The following is a 15308-nucleotide window of genomic DNA, read 5'->3' as shown; positions in this document are numbered from 1 at the left end:
AAACGCGTACGACGTCCCAGTATGTGATCGCGTTTCATCCCATTTCTCCTCAGTGACGGCCCGTGATTCCTCGACTACCTTCACGGACGGCCCTCAACAGCTGGGCCTGCACCACCCCGCCGCTTCCTTCGCTCTGCCCCGCGGGTGTGGTCCCCAAGACGTACGGGGGCAGAGCCGCGACGATACGAAGCGCCTGGTCACCATCGCCATCAACACCGGCGACGTGATTGCAGGCCAGTCGCGCCAGTCGAGCGCGGAGAGGATTCACCCCGCATGACCACTCAGAACAATTTCGGCACGAAGACCCGCGTCGCTGTGCAGGCTCGGCGCGCACTCGGAATGGCCGCCATCGCAGGTGCCGCCGTAGCAATCCCCCTCGGCGTCTCTGCCGGAACCGCCAACGCAGCCACCCACAACTGGGACGGCGTCGCACAGTGCGAGAGCGGTGGCAACTGGAGCATCAACACCGGAAACGGCTACTACGGCGGCCTGCAGTTCTCGCAGAGCACCTGGACGGCCAACGGCGGAACCGGCTCGCCGGCCAACGCATCCAAGGCCGAGCAGATCCGCGTCGCGGAGAACACCCTGCAGACCCAGGGCCCCGGCGCGTGGCCCGTCTGTGGCCAGCACCTCACCACCGGCACCTCCACGCCCGAGCCCGAGGCCGCACCGGCACCGAAGCCGGCTCCGGCACCCGCACCGGCACCGGCACCGGCCGTCGCACCCGAGGCAGCCGCCGTGACGCAGGCCGCGCAGGGAGCGTTCGACGCTGCCTCCAAGCTGGCCGATCAGTACGGTCTGAGCGCCCAGTTCCAGCACCTCGTTGCTGCGAACGCTCCCGTGCTCGCGCCGATCGGACGCTGATAAGCACGTACGGTCGTCCACCCGCGGTGCCGAAGGCACCCAGTCGCGGGTAGCGAACAACGAAAGAGCCGCCTCACCGTTTCGGTGAGGCGGCTCTTCGCGTAGGTCAGTCCGCTGCGAACTCGACGATCAGTTCGCGGCGGAGTTGTACGTGTCCACGGCAGTCTGCAGGTTCTCGAGTGCAGTACCGAGATCGGCCAGGTTTCCACTCTGCTGTGCGGTGCGCACGGCATCGAGCGCAGAGTTCAACCCGGTGACCGCAGCGTCCCTCGTAGCCGAGCCGCCGTTGGACGGAGCCGGGTTCCCAGGCGCAGGTGCCGGTGTCTCCGACCCTGTTGTTCCGCCGGACTCCGCCGGCTGCGGATTCTCGGGCGCTCCACCGGGAGCAGTGGCTGCCGATCCGGTACCCGCACCGAACACCTGATCGAGTGCCTCGGACAATCTGGCCGCGTATCCGACGCGCACACCACCCTCGGCCCCTGGCTCGCGGTAGCTCACCAAAACTTTGGTCAGCTGGGGGAACGTCGACGTCGCCGCATTCTTCCGCGATGTGTACAGCGGTTCCACGTACAGGATTCCGCCGTCGGCAATGGGCAGTGTCAGCAAGTTGCCGTACTGCAGTTCGTTCGACTGCTCGAGCAGGGTTCGGTCTGACGCCACACGCGCGTCGGAGGTCATCGAGTTCTGCGCCTGCTGCGGACCCTGTGTCTGAGTCTGAGTCGGCAATTGCAGAACGGTGAACTTGCCGTAATTGTCCGGATCGGAGCGCACGGAAATATACGCAGCGAGCAGTTCACGATTGAACCCGACCATCGCGCTGGTGAGTCGGAACGAGGGCTTTCCGGTCTCGGGATCACCGATGAGCACGTAGTACGGCGGCTGATTCAGATCACTGCCGGCACCACTGTTGCTCGTCGGGTCACTCGGTACAGACCAGAACGCGTTGTTGGTGAAGAACTCGTTGGGGTTGTCCACGTGGTACTTCGCCAGCATTTCCCGCTGGACCTTGAACAGGTCCTCCGGGTAACGGAAGTGCGAACGGAGCTCGTCGGTGATCGCGGACTCGGGCTGAACCGAACCCGGGAACACACCCATCCACGCCTTCAGGACTGGGTCTTTGTCGTCCACCTGGTACAGCGTCACCGTGCCGTCGTACGCATCGACCGTCGCTTTGACGGAGTTGCGAATGTACGACACTTCGTCGCGCGGCAACGGGCGACCCGTCGTCGGCTCCACGCTGTCCACCGTCAAACCGTCCAGCGAGGCACGCTGGGCGTAGGGGTAGTTCTTCAGCGTCGTGTAGCCGTCGACGATCCAGACGATCTTGCCGTCCACCACTGCCGGATACGAATCGGTGTCGGTCGTCAGCCACGGCGCAACCTTCTGCACCCGGTCGCGAGGATCGCGATCGAACAGGATCTTCGAGTCGCTGCCGATCGCACCGGAGAAGAGGATGTTCCGCTCGGCGTACTTCGCGGCGAAAGCAAACCGGTTGAACCAGTTACCGACCGGGACGCCGCCGGAACCGGTGTAGGTGTAGTTGGATTCGTCGGTGTCGTACTCACGGTCACCGGTACCCGTGGAACCCACGATGGCGTAGTCCGGGTCTGCCTGCGCGATGACCTCGCCGTAGTAGATGCGTGGCTGATCGACCGGGATGACCTGATTCTTGCCCTGCGAGGCGATGTCACTGACCGTGTAGATCGGGTAGCCACTGTTACTGGTCGCACCCTCGGCGGTGGGATCCTGTACCGCTGCGTTCACCCGGTTGGCAGGTGCCGCGACGAAGCCGTTCCCGTGTGTGTACACGGTGTGCCGGTTGATCCAGTCCGTCTGGTTACCGGTCAACGACTGCGGGGAGAGCTCGCGAGCAGCGACGATGTAATCCTGCAGCTGCCCATCGATCTCGTACCGGTCGATGTCGAGGGTGTCGGGGAAACCGAAGAAGTTCTTCAGCTGCTGCTGCTGGGTGAACGTCCGGGAGAGCACGTTCGGGTCCAACAGGCGCGTGTTGGCGATGGTGGTCCTGTCCGCCGCACTCTCGCGCGGGTTCTGCGAACTCTCGCCCGAATAGGCCTGATATTCGACGACGTCGTCGCCGATTCCGTACGCGTCCCGAGTCGCGGTGATGTTTCGCTGGATGTAGGTGCTCTCCTTCTCGGCCGCGTTCGGACGAACCGAGAACTGTTCCATCACCAGCGGCCAGACCGCTCCGATCAGGATGGACGAGAGCACCAGAAGCGCAGTCGCCAAGGCCGGAATACGGAGGTCACGCAGGAAGATGGCCGCGAAGAACGCCACTGCGCAGATGACCGCGATGGCCAGCAGGATCAGCTTGGCAGGCAGGACCGCGTTGATATCGGTGAAACTGGCACCGCTGAAGGTGGGTTCCTTTCGACTGCTCGACAGCAGCGTGTACCGATCGAACCAGTACGCGACCGCCTTGAGCAGAACGAACGTGCCGGCGATAACTGCCAGTTGAATGCGTGCAGCGCGAGTGAGAGCCCCCTCGCGCCCGGCGAGGCGAATCCCGCCGAACACGTACTGCGTCACCAGGTTCGCGAAGAAGGCCACCACGATGGCCACGAACAACCAGTTCAAGATGAAGCGGTAGAACGGCAGGTCGAAGGAATAGAACCCGACGTCGATACCGAACTGAGGATCGGTGATCCCGAAGTCACCACCATGCAGGAACAGCTGCACCGTTGCCCAGTTCGTCTGGGCGATCATGCCGGAGAGGAACCCGAACGCCACGGGGATTCCGATGCCGAACAGACGCAACCGGCTCATCACCGTGGTGCGGTACCGCGCGATCGGATCGTTGGGCCCGGCGACCGGAACGAACACCGGACGATTGCGGTAGGCAACCAGCAGTGCGCCGAACACGATGAGCCCGACCACCAGCGCGACCACGACGAAGAGCACGACGCGCGTGAGCAGGGTGGTGGTGTACACACCGCGGAAGCCGACCTCGCCGAACCACAGCCAGTTCGTGTAAATGTCGATCAGACGGGGTCCGATGAGCAGCAGACCTGCTGCCACCAAGGCCAATACGAGCAAGATCCGGCTTCGCCGCGACAAGGACGGCATACCGGTGGGGGGCCTCATGCCCACGTGCCACACTCCAACTTCGGGCGACGCCGTCCGGCGCCGCAGATGACTTCTTCGGCACACTCGTCGTGCACCGCATGTCCGTTTCGCCCTACTGTACGTACGTTGATCCTACGGCTGCGACACCCGTACTGCGGCCACAGCCAACCGCAGGTCAGGAGCATCGGCATCCGGAGAACCATCCGAATGCGAGGATAGTGCCGTGAGCAACGACAGCGACGGACCACACGACGAAGACAATTTCGGTGACGAGTTCGACCCTCGTTCGGGTGGTCGAGACGCGGCCGAGGCTCTGGCGCGGTGTGCCCGCGAGGTGGCGGACTTCGTCGATGCAGGCGGATGGCAGCAGGCACCGCAGATGTTCGCATTGGTGCCCACCGCAGCACTCGCCGCGGCCGAGCCGGGTTTGCTCGACGATCTGGCCGACGGCGCGGCACTGACTCCGATTCAGCAGCATTCGCTCCCCGAGGACATCACCGGCGGCTCCCCCGCCCTCGACGAATTCCTCGCCACCTCGACGTGGCCCGAGGGCGTCGTCGGATGCGCTCTGGTTCAAGAGATCGTCGTCCTGCCCCCGACTGCCGAATCGACCCTCGACGACGCCCTGATGCCGTTGCTCGCCGATCCCGACGCCGCCGACCACGCCGCTCGCTCGGCTGCCGAGAACCATCCCGACAAGCGCGATGCGCGACTGATCGTGGCGGTACTCGACAACGGCCCGTCCTTGACACTTCTGCAGTTGCACCCGGACGAGGACGCCGATCCCTTCGCCCCGATCGAACTGCGGATCGCCGAGAATCTGGCCCCCAACATCGTGCACGGCCTCTACGCCACGTTCGACGCGGTCGAGGACGACTAGCTGCAGGGACGACTAGCTGCAGGACGGAGCGTCCCCGCCGGAGCCGATCGTCTGCAGCGCGTCGACGGCGCTGTCCAGCGATTCGACGCGTACCAGCCGGAGGCCGTCGGGGACGTTCTGTTGCGCCTCACCGCAGTTCGCGTCCGGGACCAGGAAAGTGGTCGCTCCGGCCTCGCGGGCGGCGATCAGCTTGTAGGGAATTCCGCCGATCGGGCCGACCGTCCCGTCGGCGTCGATGGTTCCGGTGCCCGCGACGAACTGCCCGTTGCTCAACTCACCGGGACTGAGCTTGTCCACCACCGCGAGGCTGAACATCAGTCCGGCCGACGGCCCACCGACGTCGGCGAGATTGAACGTCACCTGGAACGGCACATCGGGCTGCTCCTCGGGCGTCACGCCGAGGTATCCCTTGGATGCGTCGTCGGGGCGCGCTCCGAGTACCACCGAGGCCGTCCGAGTAGTGCCGTCTCGGATGTACTCGATGTCGAGGGACTCCCCCGGCGATCTGGAGCTGACCGCCTCACGCACCTCCGTCGCAGTGGCAACGGGGGTACCGCCGACCGACACGAGCGTGTCACCGACGTTCAATGCGCCTGCGGCGGGCCCGTCCTCGGCCACGCTCGCCACCGTCAGCGACACCGGCAGATTCAGGTAGTGCAGGGCTGCCAGTTCGGCACTGGACTCGGACTCCTCGAAGTCGGCCTGGTTGCCCTGCTGCACTTCTTCTTTGGTCTTGTTCGGCGGATAGACCTCTTCACGTGGCACCAGACCCTGACGACCGCTCGCCCAGAAACCGAGTGCCTCGAACAGATTGAGCTGATCGCGCACGGCCACGGTCGTCATGTTCAAGTGGCCGGTGGTCGGATCGACAGCGGTTCCGTCGATCTGCACCACCGGTTCCCCGTCCACATCGCCGAGAGTGTTGTAGGTCGGGCCGGGGCCGAGGGCTGCGAACGGAACGGTGACGACCGAACCGGTGACGCCCAGCACCACCACCGGTACCAACGCAGCGACAAGAGTGGCGATCCTTCGGTTCACTCCGTAGACACTAGATCCGAATACCATCGCCCGTGCAGACCGCCCCTACCGCAGGGCCCTGTGCGCCGTCGGTGGCACCCGTGTTCGCCGTCAGCGTGACGATCTGCCACGCTCTGCCTTCGCCGGGCTTGTACCGTTGAGTCATGAGCAATTTTGGTTTCGGTGCCTCCGACGACGATCCGGACAAGAAAAAGGATCCGGACGGTTCGGCCGGCGCTGCCGGTTTCGGCTTCGGTGCCGAAGGCTTCGACCCTGCCCAGCTGGGTCAGATGCTCACGCAGTTCGGCCAGATGCTCAGCGGCATGGGTGCTGCCGGGGCAGGCGGAACCGGGTCGGGCCCGGTCAACTACGACCTCGCCAAGCAGCTCGCGCGCCAGCAGATGGGCGATTTCAGCCCGGTCTCGGCAGGCGAGCGCGAGGCCATCACCGATGCCGCTCACCTGGCCGAGCTCTGGCTCGACGGGGCGACGACCTTGCCTGCCGGGGCCACCAAGACCGTTGCGTGGACACCGGTCGATTGGCTCGACAACACCATCGACACCTGGAAGCGCCTGTGCGACCCTGTCGCCGAGCAGATCTCGGGCATGTGGACCTCCGGTCTTCCCGCCGAGGCTCAGCAGATGGCCGGGCCGATGATGGGCATGCTGACGCAGATGGGCGGCATGGCCTTCGGTTCGCAGCTCGGCCAGGCACTCGGCCAGCTGTCCAAGGAGGTTCTGACCTCGACCGACATCGGCCTGCCACTCGGCCCGTCCGGAACAGCGGCGTTGCTGCCCTCGGCCATTGCGTCGTTCAGTGAGGGTCTCGAGCAGCCCGAGCGCGAGGTATTGGTATTCCTCGCAGCGCGAGAGGCCGCACACCAACGTCTGTACAGCCACATTCCGTGGCTACGACAGCGGGTGCTGGCCACAGTGGAGGAGTACGCACGCGGAATCCGGATGGATTTCTCGGCGATCGAGGAGGCGGCTGCGGGTCTCGACCCGTCCGCGTTGACCGATCCGTCGAAGATCGAGGAAATCCTGCAGCAGGGTTCCTTCGAGCCGCAGACCACGCCGGAGCAGAAGCACGCTCTCGAACGTCTCGAGACGTTGCTGGCCCTGGTCGAGGGATGGGTGGAGACTGTGGTCGCAGCGGCACTGGGTGACCGCCTGCCCGGGGCGGTCGCACTGGGCGAGACCATCAGACGACGCCGGGCATCCGGCGGACCGGCCGAGCAGACCTTCGCCACGCTGGTGGGCCTCGAGCTGCGGCCACGCAAGGTCCGCGAAGCAGCCGATCTGTGGCGTCAGCTGCTGTCGGCCGCCGACATCGAGGGACGTGACGGCGTGTGGGCCCATCCCGACCTGCTTCCCGATTCCTCGGATCTGGACAATCCCGCGTCCTTCATCGACCGCGTCGTCGGCGGCGGCACATCGAGCTTCGACGACCCGATCGCACAACTGGAAGCGATGGAGGCCAAGGAGCGCGCCGAGGCCGCGAGCCACGACGACGGTACCGACGAGGACCCCGAGAAGGGTTCATCCACACCCTGATCCGGTCTCGTTCGTGCTGATTCGCCCGAATCGACAGAATGCCTGCTCGGAGGCACTTCCGCCCTGTGGATAACCGCCTTCGAGCGGGCATTCGTCACTGCTTTCGCTGCCAGAGTGTGTTCCATGATCACACCGACCGTTCGACTCGATCCTTCGGTGGCAATCCTGCCGCGACGAGACGGCACTGTTCAGTTGGGCTGGAGCCCCGAGACCAGTGTCGTCGTCACTCCACCTCCCGATGCCGAGCCGGGTTCGATACTCGAGATACTTCGCCTCATCGCCGCAGGCCACTCGAGACCTCATATCGTCTGCCATGCAATGACATTGGGGCTGTCGGCCAACAGAACCTCGGCGATGCTCGGCGAGCTGGAGGAATCCGGGTTGCTCGTGCACGGTACGAGCGGACCCGTCGCATCCGATGCCTCAAAACGCGTCCCGCCGGACATGCCTGCGACGCTGAACACCGTCCATCTCGTGGGGCGGGGTCCGATTTCCGATGCTTTGGCTGCAGGGCTGAGTCGGACCAACGCCTCTGTGACCCGGTCGAGTCTAACCCCGACGCGCTACCCACACGCAGCGGTGAACGCCTGGACCTACGATGTCGTCGTACTCACCGACGATCTCGTCGCCGAACCGCGGCTGGTCGCCGATCTGGTGCGTCTCCGCATCCCGCATCTGCAGGTTCGCCTACGTGACGGAGCGGGACTGGTCGGCCCGTTCGTACTGCCCGGCCGCACGAGTTGCCTGCGGTGCGCGGATCTGACTCGCTGCGACTTCGAGCCCGAGTGGCCGCATCTGTCCGCTCACCTTCTCGGCACGGTCGGCCATGCCAGTAGCGCGACGGTACTGGCCACGGCAGCGTGTGCTTTCGCTCAACTCGAATCCCTCATCGCCCGAAGCGACGCTGCCCTGCCCGAAACGGCCGACTGCACGATGGAGTTGAAGTTTGCAGCATCCGGAACCACCGTGCGGAAAAGACAGTGGTCCAAGCATCCGCATTGCGATTGTTGGCACTGACCGGATGCCCATCGCGCGAGCTGACCTCGACCGATACCGGCGGCAACCGGGCGGTCCGAGCATTTGTCGGCTGGTTCGGCCATGATGGAGTCGTGTCTGACATACCTCGCCGCGGATCGACCCGCACCGCAAAGCTGGCCAGCATTCCCCTGGGAATGGCGGGGCGTGCCGCCATGGGCTTCGGCAAGAAGCTCGCGGGCGGCAATCGCGACGAGATAGATGCCGATATGGCCGCGAAGGCAGCAGAACAACTCTTCGCCGTGCTCGGGGAACTCAAGGGCGGCGCGATGAAACTCGGGCAGATGCTGTCGGTGATGGAAGCCGCGGTGCCGGAGGAGTATTCCGAGCCCTACCGCGAGGCGTTGACCAAACTCCAGGCCCAGGGGCCACCCATGCCCGCGAAGACGGTTCACCGGGTGTTGGACCAGCAACTCGGAACTGCCTGGCGATCGCGTTTCCTCGAATTCGACGACACCGCCATCGCCTCGGCGAGCATCGGCCAGGTGCACCGCGCTACGTGGTCGGACGGACGCGATGTCGCGGTCAAGATTCAGTATCCGGGTGCGGACGACGCATTGCGCTCCGACCTCAAGACGCTCTCACGTTTTGCGAACCTGTTCAGCACCGTCCTCGCGGGAACCGACGTCAAACCGGTTCTCGAAGAGTTGACCGCCCGCACCGAAGACGAACTCGACTACCGCATCGAGGCGGCGAACCAGCGGGTGTTCAGCAAGGAATTCGCGGGCGATTCGCAATTCGCCATCCCCAGGATCGTCGCCAGTGCGCCCAAAGTCGTTGTCAGCGAGTGGATGACAGGCCGACCATTGTCGGACGTCATTGCCAGCGGAACGGCCGAGGAACGCAACCGGGCCGGCGAACTCCTGGCACTGTTCGCATTCATGTCACCCGCTCGCGCGAAGTTGCTGCACGCCGATCCACACCCGGGCAACTTCATGATGCTCGACGACGGGCGCATGGGCGTCATCGATTTCGGTGCCTGCGCTCCGATGCCGGACGGCCTCCCACCCGTTCTGGGTCGGATGGTCTCGCTCGCACGCGACGAGAAGTTCGACGAACTGGTCGAACTCTGCAGCGAGAGCGGTTTCGTGGTTCCCGGGCGCACCGTCACGGAGAAGGAGATCGAAGACTATCTGCGTCCCTTCACCGACCCGATTCACACCGAATCGTTCCACTTCACCCGGGCCTGGCTGCAGAAGGCCGCGGGCACCGCCACGGATTTCAACAGCGCGCAGTTTCGTACGGTTCGCGCGTTGAACATGCCTGCCGAGTACGTGATGGTCTTCCGGGTGCTGGGCGGGCTGGTGGGAATTTGCGCGCAGTTGGACGCCTATGCGCCGTACATGGCCATCCTCACCGAGTGGCTGCCCGGCTTCACCGACTGACTCGTTCGGCGAAGCCGGGCATCGGTGCCGGGCCTCATGCTGCGTTCTTGCGCGGCCGTCCCCGAGGACGCTTGCGTGCGATGACGACACCCTGCTCGAGGATCTCGCCGCCCCACACGCCCCATGGCTCGGCGCGGTCGAGGGCCGCGCTCAGGCAGGTACGCCGGATGGGGCAGTCGGCGCACAACGCCTTGGCCTGCTCGAGTTCGGCAGGGGTGTCGGCGAACCACATGTCGGGGTTCGCCGCTCGACAGGGTACCGACAGTGCCAGCTCGACCTGTTCGGTCGAAGACTGTGCAGCGTAGGCACTTTCGGACTCTGGTCGGCATGTCGTCCGGATCGTGGCGGTTGACACGTCGGTCTCCTCTACTTTTCGTGCGGCTTCGTTATCGGTTCGAGGGGTAATGCGAACCTGTCGGCCTCACGCTCGGATAGAGGAACTACCTGAACGAGAAAGGCCACGGTCCGCGTCTGCGGGTCCGTGGCCTGGTGGGGCTGATCGAAGCGTCTACCGACAGTGAAGTCGGTGTCTGCTGTCGACCACGGACGCGCTGGGTGCGCGGTGACGTCGAGTTGCCAGAGCAACTGCATTCGCTCCTGGTGCCACGGCTGCGGATTCCTGAGTGGGACCGAAGGCGGAGGAGCGAATCCACGTCTGTGCAACCGAGCCAGCGGCTGCGGCACCGGCATTGCGCTCAGACGCGATACCCAAGGGCGCCATGCCAAGGACAGGGCTGAACGCGACGGTTGCATCGGCAACGGCGGCGTGGAATGTGTTGATCATTTCTTTCAGCTCCTGTTCTGGTCTCGTAGGTGGATGGGCAGTGCGCAGTCTCCCGCGGCACGTGAAACAGACTAAGCCCCCCGTCGATATCTGCACAAGTTATTTTTGACCTGCAGTTTTTCTTCGATGAGCACGCCGCGCCATCACCGATCGGAGGACCGAACGACTGTGAGCACGTCCTCACCGAACCGCTCCAGCTTCTTGGCCCCGATTCCCGGTATCGCCACCAAGCCACGCTCGTCCTGAGGTTGCTGCTCGGCAATCGCCGTGAGTGTGTTGTCGCTGAACACCACGTACGCGGGCACCTTCAGTTCACGGGATTTGTCCAGTCGCCAGGACTTGAGCGCATCGAGCAGGGCGACGTCGACGTTCGACGGGCAGCTGTCGCAGCGGCCGAGCATGGTCGCCGACGTCCCGATCAGGGGCTTTCCGCACAACCGGCACTTGGGCCCTGACTTCTTGGCCGCCGGTGCCGCGATTCGTGATGCGGGCGAATCCTCGGGGACGAGGCCGTTGAGAAACCTCGATCGGCGACGCGACTTACGCCCACCTTCGTTGCGGGCGAGCGCCCAGGACAGATGGAGGTGGACCCGGGCGCGCGTGACACCGACGTAGAGCAGTCTGCGTTCCTCCTCGACGGCCGCCTCGTTGTTGGCGCTGGGATCGTTGCCGATCGCGTGCGAGATCGGCAGAGTGCCGTCGGCCAGCCCGACGATGAACACCGCATCCCACTCGAGGCCCTTCGCCGCGTGCAACGAGGCGAGCGTGACGCCCTGCACCGTCGGTGGATGCCTCGCCTCGGCGCGAGCTGCCAGCTCCCCCAGTAGCTTCTCGAGCGTCAAGTCCGGCTCGTGCACGAGGAGTTCTTCGGTCAGTTGCACCAGACCGCCGAGCGATGCCCACTTCTCCCGGGCCTGTGCGCCGGCCGGTTCGGTGGCCGTCAGACCCAACGGGGCAAGCACGGCCCGCACCAGGGCGGTCAGACCGTCCCCCGCCTGCGCACCCTCGGGCAGATCGTCGCGCCCGGCAGCCTGCCGGAGCGCGTTGACTCCCTGCCGCACCTCGGGCCTGGTGAAGAAGCCCTCGCCGCCGCGAACCTGATACGGAATCTTCAGCTCGGTCAAGGCCTGCTCGTGGGCCTCGGACTGTGCGTTGATGCGGTACAGAATCGCGATCTCGGCCGGCTCCACGCCTTTCGAGATCAACCTCTTGACCGCCCGTGCCACGCCGTCGGCTTCCGCCGGCTCGTCGTCGTACTCGAAGAACTCCGGCTCGGGTCCCGGCTCGCGCTGGCCGATCAATTGCAATCTGGTGCCGGCAATGCGACCACGTGCGGCACCGATGACGCGGTTCGCGAGCGAGACCACCTCGGGCGTCGATCGGTAGTCGCGTTCGAGCCGAACCACGGTGGCCTCGGGGTATTTCCGGGAGAAGTCGAGAAGATACCGCGGGGAGGCACCGGTGAAGGAATAGATGGTCTGATTCGCGTCGCCGACGACAGTGAGATCGTCTCGTTCACCCACCCAGGCGTCGAGGACACGTTGCTGCAGCGGCGTCACGTCCTGGTACTCGTCGACGACAAAGCAGCGGTAGCGCTCACGGAACTCGTCGGCCACCGACGAGTGTTCTTCCAGGGCCGCTGCCGTGTGCAGGAGCAGGTCGTCGAAGTCGAGCAACATACCGTCACCGCCACGGGACTTGAGCTCCTCGTAGCCTGCATACACAGCGGCGACCTTCGCTGCGTCCATCGGAACATCACGGCGGTTGCTGGCCGCGATACGCGGATAGTCCTCGGGTGCGATCAGAGATCCCTTGGCCCACTCGATCTCGCCCGCGAGATCTCTGATCGCGTCGGTGGACGTGGACACCCCGGCGCGGTTGGCGGCCTGCGAGACCACGGTGAACTTGCGATCGAGCAACTGCCACCCGGTGTCTCCGACCACCTGTGGCCAGAAGTACTTGAGTTGGCGCATCGCAGCGGCGTGAAACGTGCGGGCCTGCACCGGCGGTCCGTCCCCGCCGACACCGAGTTCGCGCAGGCGGCCGCGCATCTCCCCTGCCGCGCGTGCAGTGAACGTCACCGCCAGCACCTGCCCAGAGGACACGTGCCCGGCCGAGACGAGGTGCGCGATGCGTCGGGTGATCGTGCGCGTCTTGCCCGTACCAGCGCCGGCGAGAACGCACACCGGGCCACGAGGAGCGAGTACCGCCGCGGATTGCTCCGGATCGAGTCCGGCGGTCATCGCGTCGTCAGCCATGAGGACCATTGTGTCAGTGCGTACCGACAGCTCCCCCGCCCTGTCCCGGCCTGTCCCGTCCCTGTTCCGGGATCGGCAGGAACAATCGCGTCGGCGTTCCTGTTGACTGTTGTCGTGACTACTTCCGAGAACACTCCGCAGACCCCGGCCGCGCTGACCGTCTACTCCACCACGTGGTGCGGCTACTGCCGCCGCCTCAAGACGCAACTCGACCAAGCCGGTATCGCGTACGCCGAGATCGACATCGAGCAGAACCCGGAGTCAGCCGATTTCGTCGGCAGCGTCAACAACGGCAACCACGTGGTACCCACCGTGCTCTTCGCGGACGGCTCGACGGCCACCAATCCCAGTCTCGCCGAGGTCGAACGCGCACTCTCGCGCTGACCCGGCCGAGTATCAGCTCGACGCCGCCCACGCCTCGAGCATTCCGCGTGCGATGGAGATCGACCCGGGAAGCAGCAATCTGGAGGTCGAATCGGACCCCCAGTCACCCAGTTCGAGAGCCGCGACCACTTCGGCTCGATCGAACCAGTGGGCCTCGGCAATTTCACCGTCCTGAAACGACAACGGCTGCTCCGGGTCGGCGACGGCCGAGAATCCGATCATCACCGAGCGCGGAAACGGCCACGGTTGGCTACCCAGGTACTCGATCTGGGAGACGTCGAGGCCGACCTCTTCCTCGATTTCCCGTGCCACACAGGTTTCCAGCGATTCGCCAGCCTCGACGAATCCCGCCAGCACGGAGAATCGCCGTTCCGGCCAGGCCGGCGCGCGCGCCAGCAGCACCCGGTCGCCTCCGTCGTGAACCAGGCAGATGACGGCAGGGTCGGTACGGGGAAATTCCTCGTGCCCGGTGGATGTGCTGGTTCGAGACCATCCCGCGCTCGACGGAATCGACGGCGCACCGTCGAGTGAGCTGAACTGTGCGCTCGCATGCCAGTTCAGGATCGCGAGGGCGGCGGTGACCATCGACAGCGCGTCACTGTCCAATCGATCGCCGTCGGTGCGTAGGTCGCCGAGCGTGCCCTCCACGATCTCCACCCGCCTCGCCCACAGGTGCCGATCGTCGTGAATTCCGAGAAAAACCGCGTCGGCCGTCGGCTCTGCTGCCACATCGAGCGCCGACGTGAGGACGAGGCCCGCCTCGTCGACGCCGAATCTTCCCCTGCCATCGACATCGAGTATTCGGCCGGTGGCCCAGCCCGCCGCCAGGGCAGCGGTGTCTCGACGCAATTCCTCTGCCCTGTTCACTGGCGATCGGGACAAGCGAGGTGGGTGAGCGAGGTGGAATTTCGGCACACTCGAAACCTTACTTTGCCTTCGTTAATCACCCACACGACGGATGTAGAGCAGGCGGTCGGCCGCCTCGATCGCATCCACTTCCGCCGCCCCGACTCGAAACAGTTTGCCGCCCCGGACAACTCCGAGGACGATGTCGGTGAGGTGCCTCGGCGATCCGCCCACCTCGTCGCGTTCGACTTCACGCTCGGCGATCGCAAATCCTGCTTCCGGAGTCAACAGGTCCTCGATCATCTCCACCACGGACGGGGTCGAGGTGGCGATACCGAGCAACCTGCCCGCTGTTTCGGACGAGACCACCACCGAATCGGCTCCGGACTGTCGTAGCAGATGGGTGTTCTCTGCCTCCCTGATCGCTGCGACGATCTTGGCTTTGGGAGCTATCTCCCGAGCGGTGAGAGTCACCAGGACGGCGGTGTCGTCTCGATTGGTCGCCACGATGATGGCCGCTGCATGCTGGGCCCCGGTGAGCCGGAGCACGTCGGATTTGGTCGCCGAACCGTGCACGGTGACCAACCCCATAGCCGATGCGGCGTCCAGCACCGTCTGGTCGGTATCGACCACGACGATGTCGGACGCCGTCACGCCGTCTCCGAGCATCGCGTCGACTGCGGTTCGGCCCTTGGTGCCGAAACCGATGACCACGGTGTGATTGCGCACGCTGCGTCTCCATCGCTGAATTTTGAATGCCTGCCGGGACCGCTCGGTGAGAACCGACAACGTCGTACCGACCAGCAGAATGAGGAAAAGGACCCGAAGTGGTGTGATGACAAGGATATTGACCAGCCGCGCCGACGGGCTCATCGGTGCGATGTCTCCGTATCCCGTGGTCGACAGCGATACCGTCGCATAGTAGAACGCGTCCAGGAACGAGAGCTCGCCGTTCTGGGCGTCGCTGTAGCCGTCGCGGTCGAGGTACACCACGAACGCTGCGAGAAACAGAATTCCCAGCGCCAACAGCACCCTTTTGTAGATGGCGCGCCACGGACTCGATTCCAGTTCCGGCACTCGGAGCACTCCGACGAGCGCGAAATCGGGCTTGTCGGTCAGCGCACCACTGTCGCTCAGGCGCGCACGTAACCTACCTGCCACGTCGCCCGCCGAGGTACTCACCGAAGTCGAGATCATTCACGGCACGCAGCG

At 65.0% G+C, this 15308-nt stretch carries 12 protein-coding genes; 6 read left to right on the top strand and 6 right to left on the bottom strand.

Annotated elements, in window-relative coordinates; translation table 11 throughout:
* Positions 1–273 precede the first annotated feature (273 nt).
* Positions 274–864 carry a transglycosylase family protein gene (locus J1M87_RS12775; RefSeq protein WP_206489880.1) on the top strand — a complete coding sequence of 197 codons (591 nt, stop codon included), beginning with the start codon at positions 274–276 and terminating at the stop codon, positions 862–864.
* A 129-nt stretch (positions 865–993) separates the two neighbouring features.
* Here the strand turns inward: J1M87_RS12775 and J1M87_RS12770 are convergent, their stop codons facing one another.
* Positions 994–3978 carry a UPF0182 family protein gene (locus tag J1M87_RS12770; protein ID WP_206489879.1) on the bottom strand — a complete coding sequence of 995 codons (2985 nt, stop codon included), beginning with the start codon at positions 3976–3978 and terminating at the stop codon, positions 994–996.
* Positions 3979–4267: 289 nt separating this feature from the next.
* On the opposite strand from J1M87_RS12770, the gene J1M87_RS12765 reads away from it, so the two are divergent.
* A complete protein-coding gene (locus J1M87_RS12765; RefSeq protein WP_206489940.1) occupies positions 4268–4834 on the top strand; it encodes a PPA1309 family protein in 567 nt (188 codons plus the stop codon).
* Positions 4835–4846: 12 nt separating this feature from the next.
* Here J1M87_RS12765 and J1M87_RS12760 read toward each other — a convergent pair whose 3' ends face one another.
* Positions 4847–5872: a PDZ domain-containing protein gene (locus J1M87_RS12760; RefSeq protein ID WP_206489878.1), complete on the bottom strand. Its 1026-nt coding sequence runs from the start codon at positions 5870–5872 to the stop codon at positions 4847–4849.
* Positions 5873–6015: 143 nt separating this feature from the next.
* Here J1M87_RS12760 and J1M87_RS12755 point away from each other — a divergent pair, with 143 nt between their 5' ends.
* From J1M87_RS12755 to J1M87_RS12745, 3 genes are all read left to right on the top strand, one after another.
* The gene (locus J1M87_RS12755) at positions 6016–7404 is read left to right on the top strand and encodes a zinc-dependent metalloprotease (protein WP_206489877.1); all 1389 of its coding nucleotides are present in this window, start codon (positions 6016–6018) and stop codon (positions 7402–7404) included.
* A gap of 123 nt (positions 7405–7527) precedes the next feature.
* The gene (locus tag J1M87_RS12750) at positions 7528–8421 is read left to right on the top strand and encodes a hypothetical protein (RefSeq protein WP_206489876.1); all 894 of its coding nucleotides are present in this window, start codon (positions 7528–7530) and stop codon (positions 8419–8421) included.
* Between the two features lie 92 nt (positions 8422–8513).
* On the top strand, positions 8514–9824 hold the full coding sequence (locus J1M87_RS12745) for an AarF/ABC1/UbiB kinase family protein (RefSeq protein WP_206489875.1): 1311 nt from the start codon (positions 8514–8516) through the stop codon (positions 9822–9824).
* Between the two features lie 34 nt (positions 9825–9858).
* Here J1M87_RS12745 and J1M87_RS12740 read toward each other — a convergent pair whose 3' ends face one another.
* Positions 9859–10179: a WhiB family transcriptional regulator gene (locus J1M87_RS12740; RefSeq protein WP_307830802.1), complete on the bottom strand. Its 321-nt coding sequence runs from the start codon at positions 10177–10179 to the stop codon at positions 9859–9861.
* Positions 10180–10751: 572 nt separating this feature from the next.
* Positions 10752–12866 carry an ATP-dependent DNA helicase UvrD2 gene (locus J1M87_RS12735; protein WP_374222383.1) on the bottom strand — a complete coding sequence of 705 codons (2115 nt, stop codon included), beginning with the start codon at positions 12864–12866 and terminating at the stop codon, positions 10752–10754.
* 114 nt (positions 12867–12980) lie between these two features.
* Here J1M87_RS12735 and J1M87_RS12730 point away from each other — a divergent pair, with 114 nt between their 5' ends.
* A complete protein-coding gene (locus J1M87_RS12730) occupies positions 12981–13250 on the top strand; it encodes a mycoredoxin (RefSeq protein ID WP_206489873.1) in 270 nt (89 codons plus the stop codon).
* A gap of 12 nt (positions 13251–13262) precedes the next feature.
* Here J1M87_RS12730 and nudC read toward each other — a convergent pair whose 3' ends face one another.
* Both nudC and J1M87_RS12720 read right to left on the bottom strand, forming a co-directional pair.
* The gene (gene nudC / locus J1M87_RS12725; protein WP_206489872.1) at positions 13263–14165 is read right to left on the bottom strand and encodes an NAD(+) diphosphatase; all 903 of its coding nucleotides are present in this window, start codon (positions 14163–14165) and stop codon (positions 13263–13265) included.
* Positions 14166–14189: 24 nt separating this feature from the next.
* Complete coding sequence (locus J1M87_RS12720) at positions 14190–15257, bottom strand: TrkA family potassium uptake protein (protein ID WP_206489938.1); 1068 nt, start codon at positions 15255–15257, stop codon at positions 14190–14192.
* Between the last annotated feature and the right edge of the window lie 51 nt (positions 15258–15308).

The organism is Rhodococcus sp. KRD162 (assembly GCF_017168335.1).
In the GTDB taxonomy this organism is placed as follows: Bacteria; Actinomycetota; Actinomycetes; order Mycobacteriales; family Mycobacteriaceae; genus Rhodococcoides.
This window is presented reverse-complemented; position numbering and strand designations above follow the sequence as displayed.